The organism is Citrobacter sp. HN-141, assembly GCF_033341895.1.
GTDB lineage: Bacteria > Pseudomonadota > Gammaproteobacteria > Enterobacterales > Enterobacteriaceae > Citrobacter.
Genome location: NZ_JAWPBF010000001.1, coordinates 123786 through 143475, shown reverse-complemented (window position 1 = coordinate 143475; position 19690 = coordinate 123786). Strand labels below are relative to the sequence as shown.

The 19690-nt window shown below is 52.5% G+C and carries 19 protein-coding genes; 9 read left to right on the top strand and 10 right to left on the bottom strand.

Annotated elements, in window-relative coordinates; translation table 11 throughout:
- Positions 1–32 precede the first annotated feature (32 nt).
- The 7 genes from preA to RYZ59_RS00725 form a co-directional block, all read right to left on the bottom strand.
- Positions 33–1268, bottom strand: a complete 1236-nt coding sequence (preA, locus tag RYZ59_RS00755) for an NAD-dependent dihydropyrimidine dehydrogenase subunit PreA (protein ID WP_137382287.1) — start codon at positions 1266–1268, stop codon at positions 33–35.
- Entirely contained in the window at positions 1262–2503 is a 1242-nt protein-coding gene (locus RYZ59_RS00750) for an NAD(P)-dependent oxidoreductase (protein ID WP_318048874.1), read from the bottom strand. The genes preA and RYZ59_RS00750 overlap by 7 nt, the downstream gene beginning before the upstream one ends.
- Before the next feature lie 233 nt (positions 2504–2736).
- The gene (locus RYZ59_RS00745; RefSeq protein ID WP_137382289.1) at positions 2737–2976 is read right to left on the bottom strand and encodes a DUF2542 family protein; all 240 of its coding nucleotides are present in this window, start codon (positions 2974–2976) and stop codon (positions 2737–2739) included.
- 2 nt (positions 2977–2978) lie between these two features.
- Positions 2979–3698, bottom strand: coding sequence for an outer membrane permeability protein SanA (gene sanA, locus RYZ59_RS00740; protein ID WP_137382290.1), 720 nt, complete (start codon positions 3696–3698; stop codon positions 2979–2981).
- 134 nt (positions 3699–3832) lie between these two features.
- A complete protein-coding gene (cdd, locus tag RYZ59_RS00735; protein ID WP_318048868.1) occupies positions 3833–4717 on the bottom strand; it encodes a cytidine deaminase in 885 nt (294 codons plus the stop codon).
- Positions 4718–4865: 148 nt separating this feature from the next.
- Positions 4866–5561 (bottom strand): CidB/LrgB family autolysis modulator, encoded by a 696-nt coding sequence (locus RYZ59_RS00730; protein WP_202038276.1) that lies wholly within the window; start codon positions 5559–5561, stop codon positions 4866–4868.
- Entirely contained in the window at positions 5558–5956 is a 399-nt protein-coding gene (locus RYZ59_RS00725; protein WP_005129194.1) for a CidA/LrgA family protein, read from the bottom strand. The genes RYZ59_RS00730 and RYZ59_RS00725 overlap by 4 nt, the downstream gene beginning before the upstream one ends.
- Positions 5957–6171: 215 nt before the next feature.
- Between RYZ59_RS00725 and dusC the strand changes: the two genes are divergently transcribed.
- Both dusC and mdtQ read left to right on the top strand, forming a co-directional pair.
- Positions 6172–7116, top strand: coding sequence for a tRNA dihydrouridine(16) synthase DusC (dusC, locus tag RYZ59_RS00720; RefSeq protein ID WP_137382293.1), 945 nt, complete (start codon positions 6172–6174; stop codon positions 7114–7116).
- 241 nt (positions 7117–7357) lie between these two features.
- Entirely contained in the window at positions 7358–8791 is a 1434-nt protein-coding gene (gene mdtQ / locus RYZ59_RS00715; protein ID WP_318048862.1) for a multidrug resistance outer membrane protein MdtQ, read from the top strand.
- 30 nt (positions 8792–8821) lie between these two features.
- Here the strand turns inward: mdtQ and RYZ59_RS00710 are convergent, their stop codons facing one another.
- The gene (locus RYZ59_RS00710) at positions 8822–9397 is read right to left on the bottom strand and encodes a DedA family protein (RefSeq protein ID WP_318048861.1); all 576 of its coding nucleotides are present in this window, start codon (positions 9395–9397) and stop codon (positions 8822–8824) included.
- Positions 9398–9559: 162 nt separating this feature from the next.
- Here RYZ59_RS00710 and RYZ59_RS00705 point away from each other — a divergent pair, with 162 nt between their 5' ends.
- Positions 9560–10147: a Yip1 family protein gene (locus RYZ59_RS00705; RefSeq protein WP_005129189.1), complete on the top strand. Its 588-nt coding sequence runs from the start codon at positions 9560–9562 to the stop codon at positions 10145–10147.
- Positions 10148–10326: 179 nt separating this feature from the next.
- Positions 10327–11274 carry a D-alanyl-D-alanine endopeptidase gene (gene pbpG, locus RYZ59_RS00700; protein WP_048211180.1) on the top strand — a complete coding sequence of 316 codons (948 nt, stop codon included), beginning with the start codon at positions 10327–10329 and terminating at the stop codon, positions 11272–11274.
- A 64-nt stretch (positions 11275–11338) separates the two neighbouring features.
- Here pbpG and dld read toward each other — a convergent pair whose 3' ends face one another.
- Complete coding sequence (dld, locus tag RYZ59_RS00695; RefSeq protein WP_137382297.1) at positions 11339–13051, bottom strand: D-lactate dehydrogenase; 1713 nt, start codon at positions 13049–13051, stop codon at positions 11339–11341.
- A 232-nt stretch (positions 13052–13283) separates the two neighbouring features.
- On the opposite strand from dld, the gene bglX reads away from it, so the two are divergent.
- From bglX to RYZ59_RS00670, 5 genes are all read left to right on the top strand, one after another.
- Positions 13284–15581, top strand: coding sequence for a beta-glucosidase BglX (bglX, locus tag RYZ59_RS00690; RefSeq protein ID WP_318048853.1), 2298 nt, complete (start codon positions 13284–13286; stop codon positions 15579–15581).
- Between the two features lie 231 nt (positions 15582–15812).
- Positions 15813–16730 carry an ABC transporter substrate-binding protein gene (locus RYZ59_RS00685; RefSeq protein ID WP_318048852.1) on the top strand — a complete coding sequence of 306 codons (918 nt, stop codon included), beginning with the start codon at positions 15813–15815 and terminating at the stop codon, positions 16728–16730.
- Complete coding sequence (locus tag RYZ59_RS00680; RefSeq protein WP_318048848.1) at positions 16718–17911, top strand: ABC transporter permease; 1194 nt, start codon at positions 16718–16720, stop codon at positions 17909–17911. Before RYZ59_RS00685 ends, RYZ59_RS00680 begins: the two co-directional genes overlap by 13 nt.
- Positions 17904–18851 (top strand): ABC transporter ATP-binding protein, encoded by a 948-nt coding sequence (locus RYZ59_RS00675; protein WP_318048846.1) that lies wholly within the window; start codon positions 17904–17906, stop codon positions 18849–18851. Before RYZ59_RS00680 ends, RYZ59_RS00675 begins: the two co-directional genes overlap by 8 nt.
- Positions 18835–19566, top strand: a complete 732-nt coding sequence (locus tag RYZ59_RS00670) for an ABC transporter permease (RefSeq protein WP_137382302.1) — start codon at positions 18835–18837, stop codon at positions 19564–19566. Before RYZ59_RS00675 ends, RYZ59_RS00670 begins: the two co-directional genes overlap by 17 nt.
- Here RYZ59_RS00670 and RYZ59_RS00665 read toward each other — a convergent pair.
- Positions 19547–19654 (bottom strand): protein YohO, encoded by a 108-nt coding sequence (locus RYZ59_RS00665; RefSeq protein WP_003027354.1) that lies wholly within the window; start codon positions 19652–19654, stop codon positions 19547–19549. The two genes, RYZ59_RS00670 and RYZ59_RS00665, sit on opposite strands and share 20 nt — an antisense overlap.
- Positions 19655–19690 lie beyond the last annotated feature (36 nt).

Genomic DNA, 19690 nt, shown 5'->3' with positions numbered 1-19690 from the left:
AGCGCAATCTGCACCGGGCTTTTTTGTGAGTGTTACAAGGTTAAAGCATGTGCTTTCTCGCCGGTTTTAAATTTCACCTCACCGAGATCGATACAGGCTACCGGGCAAACGTGACCGCACAGCAGGCAGCCCACGCATTTTTCCGTGTTGCAGTGAGGTGTACGGGTCTCCTCATTCCATTCCATTGCCTGGTGCCCACCGTCATAGCAGGAGATGTAGCAGCGGCCACAGCCCACACATTTTGCGAGATTGATATGCGGATAGACGATGTAGCTACGATCAAGTTCCTCTGCGGGGATGATATTGGCGTTAGCGAGACCAACCATCTCCTCCAGCGAGTCAAATCCTTGATCGGCGAGGTAATGCGATAGCCCGCTGGTCATGTCCTCCACGATTCGGTAGCCATACTGCATGACTCCGGTGGTGACCTGCAGCGTGGCAGCACCCAACAGCAGAAACTCGGCGGCGTCCTCCCAGGTTTCAATCCCCCCAATGCCGCTAATCGGAAAATCGCGCAGTTCAGGGTGCATACGCAGTTGCTGAATAAAGCGCAGAGCGATAGGCTTCACGGCCTTGCCGGAATAACCAGAAATACTGGATTTACCGTTGATGACCGGCATCCCGATTTTGCGCTTCAGGTCGATATTGGTGATGGATTTAACCGTATTGATGGTCGCGATACCGTCAGCACCTCCGCGTTTAGCCGCCAGAGCAACTTCACACATATCACCAATATTTGGTGTCATTTTAGCCAGCATTGGTAAGGTTGAGCCGCGTTTAACTGCCCGACAATACTTTTCGACCAGCTCAGGGCTTTGCCCGACATCGCTGCCCATGGCATGTGAGGTCATTTGCGGACACGAGAAGTTGCATTCGATCATGTCTGCACCCGCCTCTTCAACCAGGCGAGCCAGCTCCTGCCACTGTTCTTCGTTTTCACCCATGATCGACGCAATCAGGACCTTGTCAGGATAGTCCTGTTTCAGTCGGCGAATTGCGGCCAGATTCTCCTCCAGCGGGTGTTCGGCAATTTGCTCCATGTTTTTGAAGCCGATAAAGCCGGTATCTTCTTTGGTCAGATGGTCGAAGCGCGGGGAGACTTCATTGGCGATAAAGAAACCGATCGTCTTAAAAACAATACCCCCCCAGCCGGTATCATAGGCTTTGGCACACATCTCATAGCAGTTGCCCACCGGAGAAGAAGAGAGGCAGAACGGGTTGGGAAATTTGACGCCGCAAAAAGTAATAGAAAGATCTTTCGTTAACATGAGCAAGCTCCCTCTAAATAGTGATGAATGGCCTGAGCGGCTTCTTTTCCGGTTTTCACGGCGTATACAACGGTTTTATCGCCTTTAACAATATCGCCCGCGGCAAACATAACCGGATCGGCGGTTTGGTAATTGTGCGTATCAATAAGATTGCGCTGTGGCTTTAACGCGGCGAAATCATCAAGCTGCGCATGTTGACCGACGGCAAGAATAATATGTTCGGCTTCAAGCGAGAGTTCTCCCGGCAGGCGTACGTGCTTAAAGGTGACGCGATTTCCACTAACCGCCACAGGCGTGAAACCGTCAATAATCGATACCCCTAACGCCTGGGTGCTGTTGAACTCGTTGTCGCTGGCAGGGAATTCAGCCAGTTCTTCACGTGCGACACAGGTGACGGACGGGCAGCCCAGCAGTTTCAGTGTACTGGCGACATCCATTGCCACATCGCCACCGCCGATGATCAATGCGCTTTGCCCGGCGCTAATATTGCCGCCTGACTGTCGGGCCCGTTGCAGAAAGTCGACGGCAATTTCGACATTATTCGCCTGATCAAACAGAGGCAGCGTAGAACCGTAAGACATCCCTACAGTTACCAGTACGGCGCGGTATTCTGTTTTGAGTTGCTCAAGGGAAAGGGCAGTACCCACTTCACAATTGCATCTGATGGTCACGCCCATTTCTACGATACGGGCAATCTCATTATCTAAAACCGTCTGCGGCAGACGAAACTCTGGAATGCCATAACGCAACCAGCCGCCTGGCTGGGCCTGCTTTTCGAAGAGGGTGACGTCATAGCCAAGATTACTCAGCGTTACGCTGGCCTGTAATCCGGACGGACCTGCACCGATGATGGCGACCTTGCCCAGCGTTTTTGTTGCGGGCTGATAGATTTTCATTGCGGTCTGCTGTTCAAAATCGGTAATAAATCGCTGCAGACGCGCAATATCGATAGGTTTATCAATTCCTGAACGCGTACATCCGCGCTGGCATAATTTTTCGGTTGGGCATACCCGGGCGCATACCGCACCGAGCGCATTATTTTCCCGAATAGTTTCAGCCGCGCCTTTAAAATTGCGGAAATAAATGGAGCGAATAAATTTCCCTGGGTCGGTTTGTGCCGGGCAATCCTGACTACAGGGGGCATCGTGACATAATAAACAACGAGAGGCCTCTTTTATTGCTAATAATGGGGTAAAAGCCGGCGTGAGCTCATCCAGATAATTTTGTTGTGGCATATTTTCTTCCTTAATGCTTGAGTAAATTAAGGCAACCCTTTAATAACAAAATATAAAAAGTGAAAAGCTATTCTTAAGGCTAAGCACTGCAGGAAGAGTATTCTGTGAAAGGATTCACAAATAGAAGAAGGTGTGAGGGAAATGCTGACGGGCAGCATGAATCCCTTATATTGAAATGGTAACCGTTATCATAATATTAGTTATTCTCAACATCTAATATAAAGACAATATCGTTAACGATAAAATACCAAATAAACAACCATACCTAATGATAAACATCCGCATCCGGCATAAACCAGCACATAGGACCAAAATTGCAATGGCTCTTGCGAGCGATAAGCATAAACCGGTTCGCGCGCATTCTTCTTAATTTTATCTACGGCTCCGGAGCGCCATCCTTTCCAGGCTTCCCTGAAACAAAAGAGGGGAATGAGCAGAAAGGCCAATACGACGAAGAGTGTTTGTACATCCATGCTTATTTTCCTTGTTTCTTTTGTAATTCGAGTAATTGTTCAGGCGTGACTGCCGGATATCCCTGAGCATCATCGGGTACCTGATGCATGGTCGGGATGGGTACCAGCGGACCTAAAAAACGGGGTTCGCGTTTAAAAAGGTAGAGATCGGCCAGCGCACCAAAGCGAGCGCCGAATTCGCGCACCCGCACGGTAAGCATATCTTTTGGCGAGGGTACCGCATAGCACTGAGCCTGAATGCCCATATGCAGCGCAATAAACAACGCCCGCTCACAATGGAATCGCTGAGTAATGATGATGAAATCGTTGGTATCGAATACTTTGCGGGTGCGAACAATCGAATCAAGCGTACGGAACCCTGCGTAATCAAGCACGATGTCAGCGGGATCGACGCCTGCGGCAATCAAGTCTTTACGCATTGTCATCGGTTCGTTATAGCTTTGCTGCGCGTTGTCGCCGCTAAGGAGCAGATAGTTTACTTTGCCGCTGTTATACGCATTTAATGCGCCCTGAATGCGGTAGCGGTAATACTGATTGATGACACCGGTACGGTAGTATTTTGCCGTGCCCAGGACAACGCCAACCTGACGGTAGGGGAGATCCTGTAATTCGTCATAGATGTAGGGGGCCGTCTTCCAGCTCATCCATCTGTCGAGCCCAAGCACTGTCAACAGCAGCAAGCCTACCAGGACTAACAAGCTGTAAAACACGCGCTTTAACATGCAGAAAACTCGATAATTGGATGGAATGTCAATCAGGCTACTGTACCCAACGGCGGAGCGCAAGAAACAGCAGTCTGATTGAGGGGATTTTAGTCACTGTTGCCCGATGACGCGGCGCCACCGGGCATCATGATTTAACCGAGTAGTACGCGCTCGATATTGTCACAGCCCAGCGCGTTCAGGGTGGCAGACGTCGCATCCCACTGGATAAGCGCCGCATCCGCTTTTTCTGCCAGCACCGCACGTTGAATGTCCGGATAGTCGTAACCGTTCAGACTCAACAGGTTTAATGCACCCTGCAACGGCGGCAGCGTTGGGTTGAAGGCGGCGTTTTCAGCATAACTACCGCTGAAAATCTGACCATCTTTACACTCCAGCGCCACGCCGCTCGGGGAGTTGCTGTAGGGCATATGGCATCTGTTTGCTGCGGCAATCGCCGCCTGGGTCAGCGCATCGCCTTGCAGCGCGAAGCCGTGATCCTGGTCGTCCATCAACAGCGTTTTGATGTCGAGATCTTTTGGCCCAAAAGCGTCCGGCAGATAGTCGCGCAGTGCGTGTGGTTCACGCCCGGGCAGGTGAATCCGTAAATCCAGTCCGCTGTTCAGCTCATTCATAAACTGACGGCAGTGCCCGCAAGGGGTGTAGTTGACGGTAATCGCGGCGAGTCCTTTTTCGCCACGTAACCAGGCATGGCTAATAGCGCTCTGCTCGGCGTGAACGGTTTGCTGCATTGTGGCACCCAGAAACTCCATGTTCCCACCGAAATACCAGGTTCCGCTGATACCTCGTGAGATTGCGCCAACGTTGAAGTTGGACAGCGGGGTGCGTGCGCAGGCCGCAGCTAAAGGCAGCAGAGCGAATGCCAGCGCGTCTTCGTCCAGTCCCGATTCGCGTTTAAGCAAAGATACCTGATCAGCCGTCAGCATGGCGGGGAAATGTTCATCCGCCAGAATAGGGGCCAGGGCTGATTGCAAGTTATCCGCGAGTTGGGCAAAAGCAGTTTGAAAACGTGGATGCATGGCGTTGCCTCATAACAATGTAATGGAACCGTAGTTTACGGGCCTGACAGGGCTTTATATGTGATCCAAATCTCATTGTGTGTGCAACTTATGAAACTTAAATGAAAAATGTGCAACGCATCGCAAATAAACAGCTTAAAAATGCAGATTAGCCTACCACCGCCAGGATAACCGGGAACAGGAAGGGGGCAACCAATGAGGTAATAATTCCGCAAATCACCAGCGCCAGTGAGCTAAATGCACCTTCCTGGTAGTCCAGTTCAGCACAGCGAGCCGTGCCCAGGGCGTGTGAAGCCGTACCCATTGCCAGTCCACGTGCTGCCTTGGTGCGAATGCGCATGGCATTGAGCAGGGTATGGCCAAATACGGCGCCGAGGATACCGACAAAAATGACGCACACTGCGCTGATTGCCGGAATACCACCAATACTGCCACCCACAGCCATAGCGATAGGCGTGGTGACCGATTTAGGCATAATAGAGGCGGCAATCTCCGGTGAAGCCCCCATCAGCAGGGCAATTGAGGTGCCCGTGACCATGGCCACGACACTGCCGGCAAAACAGATGGCGATAATGGATTTCCAGCGGGCACGGATTTGGTGCAGCTGTTCATATAACGGATAGGCTAGCGCGACGACGGCAGGTTGCAGTAAATCGTTCAGCACCTCGCTGCCTTTGAAGTAGTGATCGTAGGGGATACCGGTCAGCATCAGAAAGGGAATAATCACCACCATTGCGACGAGCAACGGATTCAGCAACGGCAGTTTGCATCGCGCTGCCAGCTTACGTGCAGCAAAAAATACCGCCAGGGTGAGGGGTAACGACCACCAGATATACGACATCATTGTTTAGACCCTTTTTGGCCAACGATTTTGCGTTCGCCGTGAACAATGTGCGAGCTCCAGCTCACTACCAGGAATACGACCAGTGTACTGATGGTGCAGGACACCACGACCGGACCAAATTGTGCGCGTAGCAAGTCAAAGTACTGCATGATCCCCACGCCAATCGGGACAAACAGCAGGGCCATGTAACGAATCAGTACGTAGCAGCCTGGGTTTACCCATTTTGCCGGTAAGATCTGTAATGCCAGTAATACAAACAGAATCAGCATGCCGATAATGCTGCCCGGAATCGTGATTGGCAGCAGCGATGCAAGAAAAATACCTGCATAGAGGCAGGCATAAATGAGGACGAATGCGCGTAAATATTGCCAGATAATGTTCAGTGACTTGCTCATATTTGAAACCCTTGACGAGACTGATTCATCATACAATTAAACTTTAAAACGTGCTACCGATCACATCATGAATTCTAAGCATAGTGGAAATAGATATCTGGAACATCAGGCAATGCCCCCAATCAGCATAACCAAACCTGTGCCCGGCGCTGAGACGCTTTAATCTCCTGCATAGAGACGTTACCATAGCGCCTCTCTTTTTTGCGGGTAACAATATGCGTGTTTTACTGGCGCCGATGGAAGGCGTGCTCGACTCACTGGTGCGCGAGTTGCTGACTGAAGTGAATGATTATGATCTCTGTATCACCGAATTTGTTCGCGTGGTGGATCAACTACTGCCGGTAAAAGTCTTTCACCGCATTTGTCCTGAACTGCTTAACGCCAGCCGCACGACATCCGGTACGCCGGTGCGTATACAACTGCTGGGGCAGTATCCGCAGTGGCTGGCAGAAAATGCAGCCCGCGCGGTTGAGCTGGGTTCGTATGGCGTCGATCTAAACTGTGGCTGTCCGTCGAAGCTGGTGAACGGCAGCGGCGGTGGCGCAACGTTACTGAAGGACCCTGAGCTGATTTACCGTGGCGCTAAGGCCATGCGTGATGCGGTTCCGGCCCATTTACCGGTGACGGTAAAAGTGCGTCTGGGCTGGGACAGCAGTGACAGGCAGTTCGAAATTGCTGATGCCGTCCAGCAGGCCGGTGCCAGTGAGTTGGTGGTGCACGGTCGAACGAAAGAGCAAGGTTATAAGGCCGAGCACATTAACTGGCAGGCTATTGGCGAGATCCGCCAGCGTCTCAATATCCCGGTTATCGCGAATGGTGAGATCTGGGACTGGCAAAGCGCACAGGACTGTATGGCTATCAGCGGATGCGATGCCGTCATGATCGGGCGCGGTGCGCTTAATATCCCTAATTTGAGTCGTGTGGTGAAATATAACGAACCGCGTATGCCGTGGCCTGAAGTCGTGACGTTACTGCAAAAATATACCCGACTGGAAAAACAGGGTGATACCGGGCTGTATCATGTGGCGCGTATCAAACAGTGGCTGGGCTATCTTCGTAAAGAATATGTTGAAGCGACAGAACTGTTTCAGGAAATTCGGGCTTTGAATAATTCACCGGATATTGCACGCGCGATTCAGGCCATCCCTATTATCGCCTGATGGCGGCGTAACCGCCTTATCCGGACTACGGAACGGACGCGTATTTCGCAGGCCTGATAAGCGTTTGTGACATTACGCCTCCATTTATAATTCAGTGGAATTATTTTGACAGAACCATTTGTTATGTATATGTTTCTTAATTATGTGATTTTATTTCAAAAGATGTATTGCCACGCGTAACTAAAAAAGAGAATGCGGTAAGTCGTACTCTCTGTGCATCTTTTCTTACCTGTATATTCCCATGAATCGTAATTCTGTTCTTGTTGCAACGGCATGTTTGCCGCTGCTTATTTTGATGGTTGGTTGTGCACCCATGCATGACAATCGTCAATCGCTGTCACAGCAGACACCCGCAGTGAACGTGGATTCCGCATTGCCTGCGGCATTAAAAAATGGTTGGCCGGATAGCCAATGGTGGAAGGCGTATCACGATCCACAGCTGAATGCGTTGATTGACAGCACCCTCAAGAATTCTCCAGATATGCAGGTAGCAGAACAGCGCATTCAACTGGCAGAAGCGCAGGCTAAAGCGGTTAAGGCGCAGGATGGTCCAGAGATTGATTTTTCCGCAGATGTGGAGCGTCAGAAAATGTCGGCTGAAGGGCTGATGGGACCGTTTGCTACCGATTTGGATGGAAATACGGGGCCGTGGTACACCAATGGAACCTTTGGTTTAACCGCGGGCTGGAACCTGGATCTGTGGGGTAAAAACCGGGCTGAAGTGGCGGCGCGTATTGGTGAGGTGAAAGCGCGTGAGGCTGAACGTGAGCAAACCCGCCAGTTACTGGCGAGCGGCGTATCGCGTTTGTACTGGGAGTGGCAGACACAGGCGGCGCTGAAAACCGTACTGACGCAGATTAAAAACGAGCAGCAGAACGTCATCACCGTCGATCGTCAACTGTATCAAAACGGGATTACCTCTTCTGTCGAAGGTGTTGAAACGGATATCGATTCCAGTAAAACGGAGCAGCAGCTGAACGATGTCAGCGGCAAAATGAAGGTGATAGAGGCGCGGCTGAGCGCACTGACCAACTCGCAATCTTCCGTCATGAAGCTTAAAGCAACGGCGCTACCGGCGGTAGAAAGCCAGCTACCGTCCCAGCTTGGTTATTCGCTGCTGGCCCGCCGCCCTGATTTACAGGCCGCACACTGGTACATCGAGTCTTCGCTGAGCAGCATTGATGCGGCAAAAGCGGCATTCTATCCGGACGTGAACCTGATGGCGTTTTTACAGCAGGATGCGCTACATCTGAGCGATTTGTTCCGCCATTCTGCACAGCAGATGGGCGTGACGGCTGGACTGACGCTGCCTATTTTTGATAGCGGCAGACTGAATGCGAATCTCGATATCACGAAAGCGCAGAGCAACCTGACGGTGGCAAATTACAACAAGGCCGTGGTCGATGCGGTGAATGACGTGGCGCGTGCGGCATCACAGGTAGAAACGCTGGCGCAGAAGAACCAGCATCAGCAGCAAATTGAACATGACGCACAGCGCGTCGTGGGGCTTGCGCAGGCACGATATAGCGCCGGTATCATTGCAGTTTCCCGGGTTAGCGAGGCCAAAATTCCGGCATTACGCGAACAGCTTAATGGTCTGGTTCTACAGGGGCAATGGCTGGATGCTTCTATACAGCTGACCAGCGCACTGGGCGGCGGTTACCGCGCCTCCTGATAGTCTGACCCGGCAGAAGCCGCTGTCGGGTCAATTTGCCTGTTCTTTGCGTTTACTTCGCCGTTTCATCCACCAGCGGGCAGCCACTACAACGCCGATAACCAGAACCAACCAGATCCCATGTTTAATATGCTGGTCGAGGCTATGCAACCATGGGGCAATCACTTCACCGCCAACATAGCCGAGCGTGGTAAACAGCAAAGCCCAGACAAACGCCCCCAGGATATTCAGTGGGATGAAAATCTTCGGCGGCAGGTGGCTGGCCCCAATCAGCAACGGGCCAATGACGCGAAAGCCGTACATAAAACGCGTGCCGACCACAAACAGATAGGGACGCCGTTGGATCATCTTCTGCGCATAGTGGATTTTTGCCCGATGATGCGAGAAACGACGTAAAATTTTGCCGCCATAACGACGCCCAAGTAAAAAGAGCAACTGATCGCCAATCATCCCGCCCAACGCGACGGAGAGTACCACCAGCGGAAATTTAAGAATTCCCTGATGCGCAGCAACACCGCCTAGCAAGGTAATGGTTTCGCCTTCGGCAAGGCTGCCAATAATCAGCGCCGCATAGCCGTATTGCTCAACATAATGCGTTATATCCATACGTTGTATGACCTCCACGCTCTATAGCATACACCCAGTGAATTGTTCATGCCGGAAAAGCAGCAACTCAGCGCATCGGTATTTTTCATGTGTACATAAAATAATCAAAAGCTGAATTATACTTGAAGTGTTGAGGTCCGGAGCTGACAAGAAGGGGGCGGTATGAACCATGTCTGGGGGCTGTTTTCCCATCCCGATCGTGAAATGCACGTGATCAACAGCGAGAACGAAAGTGTTTCGCATCACTATACCCACCATGTCCTGCTGATGGCGGCAATTCCGGTGATTTGTGCGTTTATTGGCACCACGCAAATTGGCTGGAATTTTGGCGACGGCAATATCCTGAAGTTATCCCTGTTTACCGGATTTGCGATGGCAATTCTGTTTTACGGTGTGATGCTGGCGGGTGTGGCCATTATGGGCAGAGTGATCTGGTGGATGGCGCGTAATTACTCGCGACGCCCGTCGCTGGCGCATTGTATGGTCTTTGCCGGATATGTTGCCACGCCGCTGTTTTTGAGCGGACTGGTGGCGTTGTATCCGCTGGTCTGGCTGTGTGCGCTCGTGGGAACCATCGCGCTGTTTTACACCGGCTATTTACTCTATCTCGGTATTCCAACGTTCCTGAATATCACGAAAGAAGAAGGGCTGAGCTTTTCCAGTTCAACGCTGGCGATCGGTGTGCTGGTGCTGGAGGTTCTGCTGGCGATTACGGTGATCCTGTGGGGCTACGGGTACCGATTGTTCTAGGTGTACAACCTGTCTGCGCTGCGTTGTTGACGTAAAAGTCAGCAACGCAGCATTTCGAGATGATTCTTCTGTAGCGGCAAACCTGCCGGATCGCTATGATGCCAGAGCTAGCCTGAGATAATCCTTATTTCAGGCGGTGTGCGTTGTGACGTGCGTGAACCATTATCAGAAACCTCATCATGCTGAAATTCCGAGTTTCATTATTAAGTCTTGCCCTGGTGCTGGCCGTTCCTTTTGCACCCCAAGCCGTAGCGAAAACGGCAACTACCGCAGCGGCATCTCAACCTGAGATTGCTTCGGGTAGTGCGATGATTGTTGATCTGAATACCAACAAAGTTATCTATTCGAACCACCCGGACCTTGTGCGTCCGATTGCGTCGATTACCAAATTAATGACGGCGATGGTAGTGCTTGACGCACGACTGCCGCTGGATGAAAAACTGAAAGTGGATATCAGCCAGACGCCGGAAATGAAAGGCATCTACTCTCGTGTGCGTCTGAACAGTGAGATCAGTCGTAAGAATATGCTGCTACTGGCGCTGATGTCCTCAGAAAACCGCGCAGCGGCAAGCCTGGCGCACCACTATCCGGGCGGTTATAACGCATTTATCAAGGCGATGAATGCGAAGGCGAAGTCGTTGGGAATGACCCAGACGCGCTTTGTGGAACCGACTGGCTTGTCGATTCATAACGTCTCGACGGCGCGTGATTTAACGAAACTGCTGATTGCCAGCAAGCAGTATCCGCTGATTGGTCAGTTGAGTACGACGCGTGAAGACATGGCGACCTTTGCTAATCCGGCTTATACGCTGCCGTTCCGTAACACCAACCATCTGGTGTACCGCGATAACTGGAACATTCAGCTCACCAAAACGGGGTTTACTAATGCCGCCGGTCACTGTCTGGTGATGCGTACGGTCATTAATAACAAGCCGGTAGCGCTGGTGGTCATGGATGCCTTTGGCAAATACACCCACTTTGCTGATGCCAGTCGTTTACGCACCTGGATCGAAACCGGCAAAGTGATGCCTGTTCCGGCCGCGGCGCTGAGCTATAAAAAGCAAAAAGCCGCACAGATGGCGGCAGCGGGTTCAGCGACAGGTGAGCAAACTGCGCAAAACGATTAAACCGTAGGCCGGGCAAGCGAAGCGCCATCGGCAACGTGCCCGATGGCGCTTACGCTTATCGGGCCTACGACTCTTTCCAGTACTTCTGCTTACTGGTTTTACCAATGCCTGGATTCATACTGTTGGTCGGGTCGTTCTCGCGATAAAAACGCGTCAATGTTTCTGGCGCTTTATACAGATGTCCCACGTTATGTTCTGCAGGGTATTGTGCCCCGCGCTCACGCAGTAACACCAGCATTTGCTCTTTCAGTTCGTGAGCATCCACACCTTTCTTCACAATGTAATCCTGATGGAAGACATAGCACATAAAGTGGCCGTAATAGAGCTTGTGCACCAGCTTGCTGTCTATTTCCGGCGGCAGGTGCTCATACCATTCGGTATCGTTACGGCGCAGCGCAATATCCAGCGCCAGAATATCTTCCACTTCATCCGCATGGACGGCCTGATATCGAATGGCCGCCCCCGCCGCGGCGAAGCGGTGCAAAAAGGCCTTGCTACCTTCTTCCGGCGTACAGGCAAAGAAATCACCTTCGGCGGTTTTGAAAAACTCAGTCAGCCAGCTCTGTGCTTCTGCTACGCCGCCACCGGCCATTTTTAACAGCAGGTGATGTTCGTATTTATCACGCCAACTTTTCATCCGTGCCGGTAAATGGCTGGGGAATAAATGGCCAAACTTCTGCATCGCCCGGTCGGTAAAGTGCGGGCGGAAAATTTTCACTTTTTCCAGCATCGCATCGGTGCGGCCTTTCAGCGTAAAGAAAAACGGCATTTTGTCAGTGCCGAGTTTGTCGATCATCAGAAACGTATCTTTGCCATAGGTTTCGGCGATGTCATAGATATCGCGGTGCATATATTCACCCGCGACCGGCAGATGTTCAAATTTGGCCAGAATATGACGACGGATTTCTGTCAGCACTTCTGGCTGGTTGGTACCGATATAAAATACCTGCTGGTTTTTCTCAGCCTCAAAGGTATCCAGGCGCACGGCGAACACCGCAAGCTTTCCGGCGCAACCAGAAGATTCAAACAAACGCTCAGGGTCTGCGTTATAGCGTGCCGGCGTATCGGCCTCAATATCTCTGACGCGGGTGACGTAATCATGATCGTGTGCGTGACGCCCATCGTGCTGGACATCATCATCTTTGATCCGCTCGTCGTCGAGTTTACTGAGGATCTGCTCCGGCGTTTGACCCAGCTCGATACCCAGATGGTTGACCAGCTGTAACTTGCCTTGCTCATCAATACGTGCAAAGAGCGACATTTCTGTGTATGCCGGACCACGTTGTACCAGCGAGCCGCCAGAGTTGTTGCAGATACCGCCGATCACGGAAGCACCGATACAGGAAGAGCCGATCACCGAATGCGGTTCACGGCCAAAAGGTTTGAGCGCCTTTTCCAGCGAATACAGTGTCGTACCGGGATAAGCCAGCACCTGTTCACCGTTGCCGATGACGTGCAGCTTATCGAGGCGCAGAGTACTGATGATAACGATGTCGCGATCGTAATCATTACCGCTAGGCGTAGAGCCTTCGGTCAGACCGGTATTGGCGGCTTGCATCAGGATTATTTTGTCAGCCGAGACGCAGGCGCTGAGGACACGCCACAGTTCTAATAGCGAGCCAGGGAAAACGACGGCGAGCGCATCGCCCTGGCCCGAGCGGAAGCCTTTACGATAACGGGCCGTTTTGGCCGGTTCGGTGAGCAGGTGTGAATGGCCGACCAGTCGGGTCAATTCAGTCAGAAACGCTTTATTATCAGTTGTTGTAATGGAAGACATTCTCCACTCCTTGTGGTGGGACTCAATATCAGGAACAAGCATAGCGCTATGTATGACAATACGCTTTCTCATTCGCATTGTCTCTGTGTTGTATCCCACTGATTCATGCTGGTTTTGAAAATTCAGAGAATATCCTTAGCTTTCTTCCCCACTCCCGTTTAGGCTTACGGCAAGCTGCGGTTTTTGTTATATTTTCGCTGCCTCGTCGGGTAGAAATTAAGAGAGAATCAACATGAAATGGCTATGTTCTGTAGGTGTCGCGGTGGGCCTGGCGTTGCAACCAGCGCTGGCGGACACCTTGTTTGGTAACCATCCACTGACGCCTGAAGCGCGGGATGCGTTTGTGACCGATTTACTCACACAGATGACCGTGGATGAGAAAATTGGGCAATTGCGTTTGATAAGCGTCGGACCTGATAACCCGAAAGAAGCCATCCGTGAGATGATCAAAGATGGACAGGTAGGGGCGATTTTTAACACCGTCACGCGCCAGGATATCCGTAAGATGCAGGATCAGGTTATGGAACTCAGCCGCCTGAAAATCCCTCTCTTTTTCGCCTATGACGTGCTGCACGGTCAACGTACCGTGTTTCCGATAAGCCTTGGCCTGGCATCCTCTTTTAACCTTGATGCGGTCAGAACCGTTGGCCGGATTTCTGCGTATGAAGCTGCAGACGATGGTCTGAACATGACCTGGGCGCCGATGGTCGATGTCTCCCGCGATCCGCGTTGGGGCCGTGCGTCCGAGGGTTTTGGTGAAGATACGTATTTAACTGCCATCATGGGCAAAACCATGGTGGAAGCAATGCAGGGGAAAAGCCCGGCCGATCGCTATTCAGTGATGACCAGCGTCAAGCACTTCGCCGCTTATGGCGCCGTTGAGGGCGGTAAAGAGTACAACACTGTGGATATGAGTCCGCAGCGTTTATTTAACGACTACATGCCGCCGTACAAGGCCGGACTGGATGCCGGTAGCGGTGCGGTGATGGTGGGGCTTAATTCACTGAATGGGACGCCTGCCACCTCTGATGCCTGGCTGCTCAAAGACGTGCTGCGCGATAAATGGGGCTTTAAAGGCATAACGGTTTCCGATCACGGCGCAATTAAAGAATTGATTAAGCATGGAACCGCGTCCGACCCTGAAGACGCTGTGCGCGTGGCGATCACGTCCGGTATTAACATGAGCATGAGCGATGAATACTACAGTAAGTATCTGCCGGGACTGATTAAGTCGGGCAAGGTTTCGATGGCGGAACTCGACGATGCCACGCGCCATGTACTGAATGTGAAATATGATATGGGTCTGTTTAACGATCCGTACAGCCATCTGGGGGCCAAAGAGTCTGACCCGCAGGACACCAACGCAGAAAGTCGTTTGCATCGCAAAGAGGCGCGTGAAGTAGCACGTGAAAGCCTGGTGCTGCTGAAAAATCGTCTGGAAACGTTGCCGCTGAAAAAATCTGCCACCGTGGCGGTCGTCGGCCCGCTGGCTGACAGCAAGCGTGATGTGATGGGCAGTTGGTCCGCCGCCGGTGTTGCCGATCAGTCGGTAACGGTACTGACGGGGATTAAAAACGCCGTCGGCGATCAGGGCAAAGTGTTGTACGCCAAAGGGGCGAATATCACCAACGACAAAGGCATTGTTGATTTCCTCAACCTGTATGAAGAAGCGGTGAAGGTTGACCCGCGTTCGCCACAGGCGATGATCGATGAAGCCGTAAAAGCAGCGCAGCAATCTGATGTGGTTGTCGCGGTAGTCGGTGAAGCGCAGGGGATGGCGCATGAAGCGTCCAGTCGAACCGATATCACTATCCCGCAAAGCCAGCGTGATCTGATTGCTGCGCTGAAAGCAACCGGGAAACCGCTGGTGCTGGTGCTGATGAACGGTCGTCCACTGGCACTGGTGAAGGAAGATCAGCAGGCTGATGCGATCCTCGAGACTTGGTTTGCCGGCACCGAAGGCGGTAACGCCATTGCTGATGTGCTGTTTGGCGATTATAACCCGTCAGGTAAGCTGCCGATGTCTTTCCCACGATCGGTGGGGCAGATCCCGGTCTATTACAGCCATCTTAATACTGGTCGCCCGTATAACGCCGATAAGCCGAACAAATATACGTCGCGCTACTTTGATGAAGCGAATGGTCCGTTGTATCCCTTTGGCTATGGCCTGAGCTACACCACGTTCACGGTTTCTGATGTGAAGCTCTCTTCCCCGACGATGAAGCGTGACGGAACCGTGACGGCCAGCGTGCAGGTGACCAATACCGGCAAGCGCGAAGGTGCAACGGTGATTCAGATGTATTTACAGGATGTGACCGCCTCCATGAGTCGTCCGGTAAAACAGCTGAAAGGCTTTGAGAAAGTGAATCTTAAGCCTGGTGAAACCCAGACCGTCAGCTTCCCGATTGATATTGAAGCGCTGAAGTTCTGGAACCAGCAGATGAAATACGATGCAGAGCCTGGCAAGTTTAACGTCTTTATCGGTGTGGATTCCGCCAGAGTGAAGCAGGGCGAATTCGAACTGCTTTAATTGACGAGTAAATCCATGCTCAGGCCTGATGGCGCAATGCTTATCAGGCCGACTAAATCGTATCATCCGGCAAATTCACATTGGGTTTGCCGGATTTTTTTTATTTTATTATCGCCTTACCGCTAATAACTCTCAGCGTTACCACCCAATAGCCAGGTTAAGGCTTGATTTTTCGACTATGCTTTTTCCTCAAGTCTCTGAAAAGAGCCGCAAAAGGATGAGGAGTACAGCATGATAATCTCAAAAGTATCGGTGGGTTCGCTGGCGCTGTTAGCCGCGGTAAGCCTGCCCTTACAGGCCGCGTCACCCGTCACGGTCGGTTCAAAAATAGATACCGAAGGGGCGCTGCTCGGCAACATTATTTTGCAGGTGCTCGAAAGCCATGGCGTGAAAACCGTCAATAAAGTACAGCTGGGTACCACCCCAGTGGTGCGTGGGGCAATCACCTCCGGTGAGCTGGATATTTATCCGGAATATACCGGCAATGGCGCATTCTTTTTTAAAGATGAAAACGACCCCGCGTGGAAAAATGCGCAGGCAGGTTTCGAGAAAGTGAAAAAACTGGACGCTGAGCAAAATAAACTGATCTGGCTAACGCCTGCGCCAGCCAACAATACCTGGACTATTGCAGTACGTCAGGATATCGCTGAAAAAAACAAACTTGTCTCTCTTGCGGATTTAGGCAGCTACCTGAAAGAGGGGGGGACGTTCAAACTGGCGGCTTCCGCCGAGTTTATTGAACGTGCAGACGCGCTGCCCGCCTTTGAAAAAGCGTATGACTTCAAGCTCAATCAGAACCAATTGTTGTCGCTGGCAGGGGGCGATACTGCGGTGACAATTAAAGCTGCGGCGCAGCAGACCTCCGGCGTTAATGCCGCAATGGCTTACGGAACCGATGGCCCTGTTGCTGCGCTGGGGCTGCAAACATTAAGCGATCCCAAAGGGGTTCAGCCCATTTACGCGCCTGCACCCGTCGTGCGTGACGTGGTGCTCAAGGAGTACCCGCAAATGGGGGAATGGCTACAGCCGGTCTTTGCCAGTCTGGATGAAAAAACGCTGCAGCAGCTCAACGCCAGTATCGCCGTTGAGGGGCTGGATGCGAAAAAAGTCGCTGCAGATTACCTGAAGCAAAAAGGATGGGTGAAGTAACGGATTTGCAGCAGGTGAGTGTTGTGTCGAAGATATCAGTTAATCGGGTGCTGTTGCTGCTGGTGGTTCTGACCGTGGCCGCAGCGGCGCTTCCTTTCATCAGCTATGCCCCTAATCGTCTGGTTTCCGGTGAAGGTCGCCAACTCTGGGAGGTCTGGCCCCACATGGCGTGGGGACTGGCGGCGACATTTTTACTGCTCGTGGTTCTCTGCTTCATACCCGGTAAATCCGGCAGTGTATTGACGTTGGTTGTTGTCCAGTTACTGGTGATTGCGGCGTTGTTTATGGCCGGGAAAACGGCAACGCATCTGGCTCAGACGGGAACTTCTGTCGCCAGAACCAGCCTGGGGAGCGGTTTCTGGCTTGGGTTAGGAGTGCTGTTGCTGGCTGGCAGTGACGCCATTCGGCGTATCACCATTCAGCCGCTCTGGCGCTGGGTGCTGCATGCGCAAATTGTCATTGTGCCAGTGGCGCTGCTACTGTCCGGTACCCTTAACGATCTTTCTCTGCTCAAAGAATATGCCAACCGCCAGGATGTCTTTGATGATGCTCTGGCGCAGCATCTGACTATTCTGTTCGGTACCGTGGTGCCTGCGCTGTGTATTGGCGTGCCGCTGGGTATCTGGTGCACCTTTTCTGCTTCGCGTCAGGGGCCAATATTTGCCGTGTTGAATATCATCCAGACGATCCCCTCCGTCGCATTGTTTGGTTTGTTGATCGCGCCGCTTGCCGGACTGGTTAAGCATTTCCCGTGGCTTAGCTCGCTCGGCGTAGCGGGAACGGGCCTGACGCCCGCGCTGATTGCGCTGGTGCTGTACGCCTTATTGCCCTTGGTTCGTGGCGTGGTGGCCGGGCTGAATCAGGTTCCGCGTGATGTGCTGGAAAGTGCGCGGGCGATGGGAATGAGCGTGCGCCAGCGTTTTATTTCGGTGCAACTTCCGTTAGCGCTACCCGTTTTCCTGCGCAGTTTGCGGGTGGTGATGGTTCAGACGGTGGGGATGGCGGTTATTGCCGCATTGATTGGGGCAGGCGGGTTTGGCGCGCTGGTCTTTCAGGGACTGCTCAGTAGCGCCGTTGATTTAGTGCTACTGGGCGTGATTCCGGTGGTGGTACTGGCAGTGCTGATTGATGCGCTGTTTGATTTAGGCTTAGCGCTGCTGAAGGTGACAAACGATGATTGAATTTAGCCATGTCAATAAAACCTATAACCAGCAACAGGCCGTGCGCGATCTCAATCTGCATTTAGGCGAAGGGAGTTTTTCGGTATTAATTGGGACCTCCGGTTCGGGGAAGTCCACCACGTTGAAAATGATCAACCGGCTGGTCGAGCATGACAGTGGGCAGATCCGTTTTGCCGGGGAAGAGATCCGTAGCCTGCCGGTGCTGGAATTAAGGCGACGTATGGGTTATGCCATCCAGTCGATTGGCTTGTTTCCGCACTGGACAGTCGCCCAGAACATTGCCACCGTACCACAGCTGCAAAAGTGGTCACGTGCGCGTATTGATGACCGAACAGAAGAACTGATGGCGTTGCTGGGGCTGGAAGCGGATTTGCGTCACCGCTATCCGCATCAGCTTTCCGGCGGCCAACAGCAGCGGGTCGGTGTGGCACGCGCGCTGGCGGCTGACCCTCAGGTACTGCTGATGGACGAACCTTTTGGCGCGCTGGACCCGGTAACACGCAGTGCGCTACAGCAGGAGATGACCCGTATCCACCGTCTGCTGGGTCGTACCATCGTGCTGGTGACGCATGATATTGATGAAGCGCTGAGACTGGCGGAGCACCTGGTGTTAATGGATGCGGGCAAGGTGGTGCAGCAGGGCACGCCGCTGTCGATGTTGACTGCACCTGCTAATGATTTCGTGCAGACCTTTTTTGGTCGCAGTGAACTGGGGGTCCGGCTGCTGTCACTGCGCACGGTGGGGGATTTTATCCGTCGTGGTGAACAGTTGGCCGGTGAGCCGTTGGTGGACGAGATGACGTTACGTGAGGCGCTATCTGTTTTTGTCGCCCGGGGCTGTGATGTGTTGCCGGTGGTTAATGTCCAGGGCGTGGCCCGCGGTACGCTGCATTTTCACGATCTGCTTTCGGAGACACCGCACAGTGAAACATCTGTTTGATCCTCTGCTGTGGCTTATTGCGCTGTTCCTGGTGTTGCTGGTGGGATTGCCTCACAGCCAGGCACTGTTCAGCGCGTTGTTTCCCCAATTGCCGCGTCCTGTTTATCAGCAAGAGAGCTTTACGGCGCTGGCGCTGGCGCATTTCACGCTGGTGGGTATTTCAAGCCTGATTGCTGTCATTATTGGGGTTGGGGCAGGTGTAGCGGTAACCCGCTCATGGGGGGGAGAATTCAGACCGTTGGTCGAAACGATTGCCGCGGTGGGGCAAACTTTTCCGCCGGTTGCGGTGCTGGCGATCGCCGTACCGGTGATGGGGTTTGGCCCAGAGCCTGCGATTATCGCGCTGATCCTGTATGGGGTGTTACCGATCTTACAGGCAACGCTGGCAGGGCTGGGAGGGATCTCTGCCAGCGTGATAGATATCGCCAGCGGGATGGGCATGAGTCATGGGCAACGGCTATGCAAAGTCGAACTTCCGCTTGCGGCGCCGGTTATTCTGGCCGGGATTCGCACGTCAGTCATTATTAATATTGGCACCGCAACGATTGCCTCTACCGTTGGTGCGAATACGCTGGGAACACCGATTATTATCGGGTTAAGCGGGTTTAATACCGCCTATGTGATCCAGGGGGCGCTGCTGGTCGCCTTGGCCGCAGTCATTGCCGATCGCGGGTTTGAGCGATTAGCGTACTACCTTACCCGGCACGTAAAATAAAGGTATAACCTGCCAGCATCACGCCGCCGATACCACCGATAGCCATCAGCAGGAAGAGGGTTATAACACCGATTTTAGCTGCGCTCATTTTGTACTCCTTATGTGAATATAAGGATTGTACACG